Genomic DNA, 7,795 nt, shown 5'->3' with positions numbered 1-7,795 from the left:
TAGCCCTTCAAGACGTTACTCTATTATTTGACTAATCAAGAAATTAGTTCTACATAATATATAAGTTACACATGTAACTTATATTTTTTTTATGTGGCGTAACTTTTAACTACGCAACGTGTCGCACATGGTTTACCATGGAGTCTATATTACCTGAATTTACAAGAAAACCTAATTTAGGTTTACCAAGACGTCTAAATTCGTCAACATTATTCCAATCAGGTTGAGCTATGATTCCAACAGTAAAGCCTTCATTTTCTAAAACTCTAGCTATTATGGCAGTACCAAAAGAAGGATGGTCTACATAAGCGTCACCTGTAATTATTATAAAATCTAGTTGGTCTATATTGCGCTTTTTCATATCTTCTTTACTAATAGGTAAAAATTCTTTATTTACTATCATTTAAATGCTCCATTCAGTTACAATTTTTCTAAGTCCTATATTAGCATAACTAGAATCAAATATGAATATCAAATTAAAAATACTTCTATTGATTTTTATGGAAAGTAAATCTAATATTGTTTTAAAAATTATATGAAGAAGGGGGTGCTAAGATTAGATAAAAGTATAATAAGTTTAACTGTAATTAATAATTCTACTATAGAAGTATTAGGAGTTAATGAAGAAAGTTTTGAAATGTTAGATAGATATACTGAAGAAAATATAGATATATTAATTTTACATAAAATATGTATTAACATAAGGCAGTAGTAATACATATAATGTATTACAGTGATATATTATATGCATCTATGATTTATATGTTTTTTTAGAAAATAGTAAAAATTCTTCAAAAACGATAGGAAAATGAATTAATAAAGAAATAAAATAATTAAACACGTAAATTTAAATAAATTTACTGCTAAATGGTTGCATTTTTATGAATTTGTACTATAATTAATAATGTAAAATCAAATTATAAGTTTACTTATGTTAGGTGAGGCTCCTATATAGATACACGCTACTGCCCGGAAACATCGAGAGATGCCAATGGGTCAACAGGTATTACCGAATTAAGGTTTTACTTAATGTAGCTGGACTTAATAAAAGTCCAAAGCTATATAGTGCTAAAACTCGGACGAAGAAGTTTTAGTTTATTAAAGGAGTCTTTTGGGGACTCCTTTATTTTATTTTAAGGTGGTGCGATAGATGGAAAGTGGCCCTTATGGTGGTCGGTCAAATTTAAAAAGAAAATTAAATATGGAAAGATGTAGAGGGACATTTTATATAAAATCATAATGAAACTTAATTTTTCATTTCTAAAATTCTTATGACTTTTTCATAAATATCCCTCTATATTAAGCGAGGAGGAATATTTATGAAAAAGTTATCTGCTTTCTTTTTAAGCAAAGTTCTTCACAAAAAGATTTATGATGAATTTAATGATTGTATAGGAAAACTTTATGATATTTATGTAACTACAGAGGATGGTCTTCCTAGGGCTATAGGTTACAAAATAAAAAAGGATGGAGAAATTTTTAACTGTGAATTCAAAAATATTATATTTTACGAAGATGATGACAGAATAATAATAAAAGGTGAAGGTGTAAGAGAAATAATATTACAAAAATATTCATATCTTTTGTCAAAACATTTATTGGATAGACAAATTGTAGATATTAATGGCAAGAAGCTTGTAAGAGTTAATGATTTAAGAATTGCAGAAATAGCTGGAGAATTTAGAGTAGTAGCTGTAGATACAGGAGTTTTGGCATTAGGGAGAAGACTTGGTGTAGAAGCTATGGTTAAAAACTGTTATAAATTATTTAACAAAAAACCAGCAGACAGTCTTATTATTTGGGACAATGTAGAATCGTTAGAAATGGTTAATAATAATTTAAAACTATCTGTTACCTATAAAAAATTATCAAAGCTTCACCCAGCTGATTTAGCGGATATTTTTGAGGATATGGATATAAATTATAGGAAGAAAGTTTTTGAAAGTCTAGATCAAAATCTTGCAGCAGATATTTTAGAAGAAATTGAACCTGATATTCAAGCAGATATTATTGAAAATTTAAGTCAATCTAAAAGAGATGAAGTATTAGATAGTATGCCAAATGATGAAATTGCTGATATATTAGATGAAGTTGATGAGGAGACTGCTGAAAGGATTCTTTTAGCTATGGAAAAAGAAGATGCTGATGAAGTAAGAACTCTTATGCAGTATGAAGAAGAAACTGTAGGAAGTATAATGAATAAGGATTTTATAGATTTTAATATAAATATAACTGTTGAAGAAACTATAGAACTTTTAAGAGAAACAAATCCAGAAGACGAAGTATCGCATTATATATATATTACAGATCAGCAGGAAAAGCTTCAAGGAGTCGTATCTTTAAAAACACTTATAATGTCGGATCCTAAAGATAAGCTTAGGGAAATAATGATAACTGATGCAGTAAAGATAAATGATAATGAGAATATAGATGAAGCTATAGAAATGTGTTCTAAATATGATCTTCTATCCTTACCTGTAGTAGACGATAACGAAAGATTATGCGGTGTAGTTATAATGAGTGATATAGTAGAGGATATATTAATTCCAACATGGAGAAAGAGATTTAAAAAGGTAGGATAGGAAGAAGGTGTTTAAACTTGAAGAACAAGAATAAGTTTTTAATGATATTAGGAATAATAGGCCCGGGGCTTATTACAGCAAATGCAGGGAATGATGCAGGAGGAGTGGCTACTTATTCAGTAGTAGGAGCCCATTATGGGTACTCCATGCTCTGGGCAATGTTTGCAATAGCTATAGGTCTTGCAGTAGTTCAAGAGATGAATGCAAGAATGGCAGTAGTTACAGGAAAAGGGCTTTCAGACTTAATAAGAGAAAGATTCGGAGTAAAATGGGCTTTTTTTGCTATGTTTGTACTTATAATTGCAAATTTAGGTGTATGCATAGGTGATTTTGCTGGAATTGCTGCTAGTTTAGAATTATTCAATATAAGCAAGTACATAACAATTCCAATATTTGCAGTAGTTATGTGGGTTATGCTAACTAAAGGGAGCTATTCAAAAGCGGAAAAGATATTTTTACTTCTCACACTTACGTTTTTTGGATATGTTATAACTGCATTTCTTTTAAAACCTAATTGGGGTCATGTTGCTGCAAGCATTGTAAAACCCCATGCTAAGTTTGATAAGGGGTATTTTTTAGTTCTTATAGGAATGGTGGGAACTACCATAACACCATACATGCAGTTTTACTTACAATCGTCTATAGTAGATAAGGGAATATCTATAAAAGAATACAAATATGAAAAAATGGATGTTTATATTGGAACAATTTGGGCTATACTAACAGCAGTATTTATAACAGTATGTACTGCAGAAACCTTATTTAAAGCAGGAATAACTATAGATAGTGCTCAAGATGCAGCATCAGCTTTAAAACCTTTAGCAGGAAATTATTCATTTATGCTGTTTGCAATTGGACTTTTTGGTGCGTCTTTTTTAGCTTGTTGTGTTATACCTTTGTGCACAGCTTATGCTGTATGTGAGGCTTTTGGTTTTGAAAGCGGAATTGATAATAAAATAAAAGAAGCGCCTGTATTTTTCGGATTGTTTTTATTTATGATTGCTATAAGTGCAATCATAGTTTTAATACCTAATATCTCTTTAATAAATATAATACTGGTAACTCAGCAGCTGGCGGGAATATTATGTCCTGTAGTACTTATATTTATGATAAAGCTTGTAAATGATACTGAAGTAATGGGTAAGTACGTAAATAGTACAATTCAAAACTTTATTGCAAAAGCTACAGTTTTACTTATAATAGTACTTACGATATTAGCTTTTACAGGAAACTTGATATAAGAAATAAAAATAATTATTTGTATATTTTCTATAATAGTTCAAGCAAAATGCGACTTAAATTAGTTGACGATTTATAGTTAACAGTGGACAATCACTGTTAACTGTCTAATATCAACTAAATTAAGTCGCTTTTTTATATTTTTTTCTAACTTCAATTTTTCATAACACTATTTTAAATGTATTTTTTATGGCTTAGTGAGCACACTAAACATATAAAATAGAAGCTATAGATTTATATTAAATAAAGGAGGTTTGTATGATAAAGAAATTTTTAAATTATAAGAGAGAATTAGTTTATGTACTTGTGATTATATTTACATATGTTACTACATCTTTATATGTGGCGCCCTATAATAATGCTGTAAATGCTATAACCTATTATTATGGTTCTACAGGAAGCACAATTTCACAAATACAAAGTAAACTTAAAGCATGGTATTATTATGATGGTAGCATAGATGGTGTTTATGGTTACAGGACTTTTATAGCAGTTAAAAAATTTCAAGCTAAGAATGGTTTGAAAGTAGATGGTGTCATAGGAGACTCTACACTTAGAGCATTAGGTATATACAGAGGTACTGCAGCTTCAGCAAATAGTAATAGTTCAAGTAATCAAGATGTAACATTACTTGCTAGATTAATAAATGGAGAAGCTAGAGGAGAGCCCTATGAAGGGCAAGTAGCAGTAGGTGCAGTAATCTTAAATAGAACCAGGGATCCAAGATTTCCTTCTACCATAGCAGGTGTTATTTATCAACCAGGTGCTTTTACAGCTATAGTAGATGGTCAAGTACATGCAAATATGGAGCAAAATTCTATAAGGGCAGCTAGGGATGCTTTAAATGGATGGGACCCTTCAGGTGGAGCAGTATATTATTTCAATCCATCCACAGCAACTAGTGCTTGGATATGGTCAAGACCATTAATTAAGGTTATAGGAAGTCATAGATTTTGTAGATAGAAAAAATTTATATAATTTAACTTAAAAAAATATATTGACAAAATTAAAAATAATAATATAATAGAAATATAGAAATCATAGTAAAACACTCAGAAATACTTTGAAAAAGGAAAGTAACTTAAATGAAATTTTAAAGAGAGGAAACTATAGCTGAAAGGTTTCTAAAGGAAGTTTAAGTGAAGTGCCCTTTGGAGTAGTGTACCGAATTAAGTAGGCTGCACCGGGTTCACCCGTTATAGTGATAGAGCATAGCGCTGTGCTTGAATAAGGTGAGATCTTTATTGATCTAATTAGAGTGGAACCGCGGAGTTAAACTTCGTCTCTTTTATATAGAGATGAAGTTTTTTTGATGCCTAAAATAAGTTTTAAATCTGATTTTTGACATAATATACCACTCAAGTGTAAAAATAGAACAAATAAGTAAAAATATATAATAAAAGCTAATGGAGGTAATAAAATGATTTATAATAATGCTATAGAAATGATAGGTGGAACACCACTATTTAAAGTTAATAATATAATTGATGAAAATTCAGCAGAGGTATATGTAAAACTTGAAAAGTTTAATCCAGGAGCAAGTATTAAGGATAGAGCCGCTTTAGGTATGATAGAAAAAGCAGAAAAAGAAGGACTTATAAAAAAGGGAGATACTATAGTTGAACCTACTAGTGGAAATATGGGAATTGGCCTTGCAATGATAGGAAAATTAAAAGGGTATAAGGTAATAATTGTAATGCCTGAAACTATGAGTGTAGAAAGAAGAAATACTATAAAAGCGTATGGTGCGGAGTTAGTTCTTACAGAAGGAGCTAAAGGAATGAAAGGTGCTATAGAAAAAGCATCAGAAATAACGGAAGGAAAAGAAGGATATTATATGCCACAACAGTTTATGAATGAAGCAAATCCATTAAAACATTATGAAACTACTGCGGATGAAATAATTAATGACTTAAAAGATATAGATGTGTTTACAGCAGGCGTAGGTACAGGTGGAACAGTAATAGGTGTAGGAAAGAGATTAAAGGAAATAGATAAACATGTGAAAATAATTGCAGTTGAACCAGAAAAATCTCCTGTAATATCAGGAGGACAGGCATCTTCGCATAAAATACAAGGAATAGGGGCTGGATTTGTTCCAGATATCTACAAGAAAGAATTTGTAGATGAAGTTATGACTATATCCGATGAAGAAGCTTTCGAGTATGCAAGACTTATGGCAAGAGAAGAAGGAATTTTAGTAGGTATATCTTCAGGAGCAAATATAGCAGCAGCTATAAAAATTGCAAAGAAGTTAGGAAAAGGAAAGAAAGTAGTTACTGTTGCCCCAGATGGAGGAGAAAAGTATTTATCCATGGGACTTTATTAAAAAAGGAGTGTTAAAAGTGAATCCATTTAGATTATTAAAATATGATTTAGACAGTGCTATGAAGAATGATCCAGCGGCTAGAAATCCAATAGAAGTATTTATACTTTATCCATGTATACACGCTCTTATACATCATAGAATGGCTCACTTTTTATATAAAGAGAAATTTTTCTTCATGGCTAGACTTATTTCTCAGATATCTAGATTCTTTACTGGAATAGAAATACACCCTGGTGCTCAAATTGGAAAAGGTTTATTTATAGATCATGGAATGGGTGTAGTTATAGGAGAAACAGCTGAGGTAGGAGATAATGTAACTCTTTACCATGGAGTAACCTTAGGGGGAACGGGTAAGGATACTGGGAAAAGGCATCCTACTGTAGGTAATAATGTTACAATAGGAGCAGGTGCAAAAGTTTTGGGACCTATAAATATTGGAGATAATGTAAAAATAGGTGCTAACTCAGTAGTTCTTAAAAATGTTCCATCCAATACAACAGCAGTTGGTATACCAGTAAGGGTTATATATAACAAATCTAATCCTATAATAGAAATAAAAGACTACCAAGGACACAGTAAAAAGATATATAATGAAATGGTAATATAATAATAGAGTACAGATTTATCTGTACTCTATTATATTGAAAAAGGATGTGCAAGTAGTTGAATTATAAAGATATGATTATAAATTACTGTAAGGAAATAGGATTGGATACAGTAGGCTTTACAAGCTGCAGAGTTTTTAGTGAATTAAAGCACTATTTTGAATATAGAAAGAGTATGCTTTTAACAAATGAATTTGAAGAGCAGGATATAGATAAAAAGATAAATCCACATATATATATGGAAAATGGCAAAACTATAATTTCTATTGCATTTCCATATCTTTTTAACAATGATTTTGAGCAGTGTATAAACTTTTCAAAGTATACCAAAGGAAGAGATTATCATGTGGTAGTATCTGAGTATTTAAAAAAGATTTGCAATTTTATAGAAAAAGAAATGTCAGGTAAGGCTGTATATTTTGTAGATAGTAATTCACTGCCAGAAAGATATATAGCTAAACTCTGTGGAATTGGATTTATAGGAAAAAATAATATGATTATTACAGAGAAATATGGATCGTATGTATTTTTGGGAGAGATAATAACAGATGTTGCTATAGAAGAAGATGAACCTATGGAGTGCAAGTGTGGTGATTGTAGTTTGTGTGAAGATGCATGCCCTACAGGAGCTGTAAAAGGAGAAAATAATTCTAATATATGTCTTTCGTATATAAGCCAAAAAAAAGAAATAGAGGATAAGTGGTTTGACAAGCTAAAGGGAAGAATTTTTGGATGTGATACTTGTCAAAGAATATGTCCTTTTAATAAGGAAATTTGTTTTTCTAATATAGAAGAATTTAAACCTTATGATTTTATGGAAATAGTAGATTTGCATGAACTGGCAAATATAGATAAGAAAACTTTTCTAAAAAAGTATTCGAAAAGTTCTTGTGGATGGCGTGGAAAAAATATATTACAAAGAAACACTTTAATTAATATGATGAGTATGAATAAGAATGTAGATATAAAGGAAATTACTTCGCCTTATGTAAAAAATTATTATAATAGACTTTTACAGCATTTCAAACTATAATTTATAT

The 7,795-nt window shown here is 30.2% G+C and carries 7 protein-coding genes, 1 pseudogene, 1 riboswitch and 1 other annotated feature; of the genes and pseudogenes, 7 read left to right on the top strand and 1 reads right to left on the bottom strand.

The window, feature by feature from the left end:
* Positions 1–127 precede the first annotated feature (127 nt).
* Positions 128–400, bottom strand: a pseudogene (locus tag HBE96_RS22205) (YgiQ family radical SAM protein); the annotation flags it as partial.
* Between the two features lie 135 nt (positions 401–535).
* Between HBE96_RS22205 and HBE96_RS22200 the strand changes: the two are divergent.
* The 7 genes from HBE96_RS22200 to queG all read left to right on the top strand — a co-directional run bounded on the left by HBE96_RS22200 (position 536) and on the right by queG (position 7,788).
* A complete protein-coding gene (locus HBE96_RS22200; protein WP_169299877.1) occupies positions 536–712 on the top strand; it encodes a hypothetical protein in 177 nt (58 codons plus the stop codon).
* A gap of 211 nt (positions 713–923) precedes the next feature.
* Positions 924–1,093, top strand: a riboswitch (M-box (ykoK) riboswitch).
* A 226-nt stretch (positions 1,094–1,319) separates the two neighbouring features.
* Positions 1,320–2,582 carry a magnesium transporter gene (locus HBE96_RS22195; RefSeq protein ID WP_169299876.1) on the top strand — a complete coding sequence of 421 codons (1,263 nt, stop codon included), beginning with the start codon at positions 1,320–1,322 and terminating at the stop codon, positions 2,580–2,582.
* A 17-nt stretch (positions 2,583–2,599) separates the two neighbouring features.
* Positions 2,600–3,823: an Nramp family divalent metal transporter gene (locus tag HBE96_RS22190; RefSeq protein ID WP_206155032.1), complete on the top strand. Its 1,224-nt coding sequence runs from the start codon at positions 2,600–2,602 to the stop codon at positions 3,821–3,823.
* 256 nt (positions 3,824–4,079) lie between these two features.
* Complete coding sequence (gene sleB / locus HBE96_RS22185; protein ID WP_169299875.1) at positions 4,080–4,784, top strand: spore cortex-lytic enzyme; 705 nt, start codon at positions 4,080–4,082, stop codon at positions 4,782–4,784.
* A gap of 91 nt (positions 4,785–4,875) precedes the next feature.
* Positions 4,876–5,111, top strand: a binding site (T-box leader).
* 130 nt (positions 5,112–5,241) lie between these two features.
* Positions 5,242–6,150, top strand: a complete 909-nt coding sequence (gene cysK, locus HBE96_RS22180) for a cysteine synthase A (protein ID WP_169299874.1) — start codon at positions 5,242–5,244, stop codon at positions 6,148–6,150.
* Between the two features lie 16 nt (positions 6,151–6,166).
* Positions 6,167–6,757 (top strand): serine O-acetyltransferase EpsC, encoded by a 591-nt coding sequence (gene epsC / locus HBE96_RS22175; protein ID WP_169299873.1) that lies wholly within the window; start codon positions 6,167–6,169, stop codon positions 6,755–6,757.
* Positions 6,758–6,813: 56 nt separating this feature from the next.
* Positions 6,814–7,788: a tRNA epoxyqueuosine(34) reductase QueG gene (gene queG, locus HBE96_RS22170; RefSeq protein WP_169299872.1), complete on the top strand. Its 975-nt coding sequence runs from the start codon at positions 6,814–6,816 to the stop codon at positions 7,786–7,788.
* The last annotated feature ends 7 nt before the right edge of the window (positions 7,789–7,795 follow it).

This window comes from Clostridium muellerianum, from assembly GCF_012926525.1.
GTDB lineage: Bacteria > Bacillota > Clostridia > Clostridiales > Clostridiaceae > Clostridium_AM > Clostridium_AM muellerianum.
Note: the sequence above shows the minus strand (reverse complement) of the source record. Positions and strands in the feature narration are given on the sequence as shown.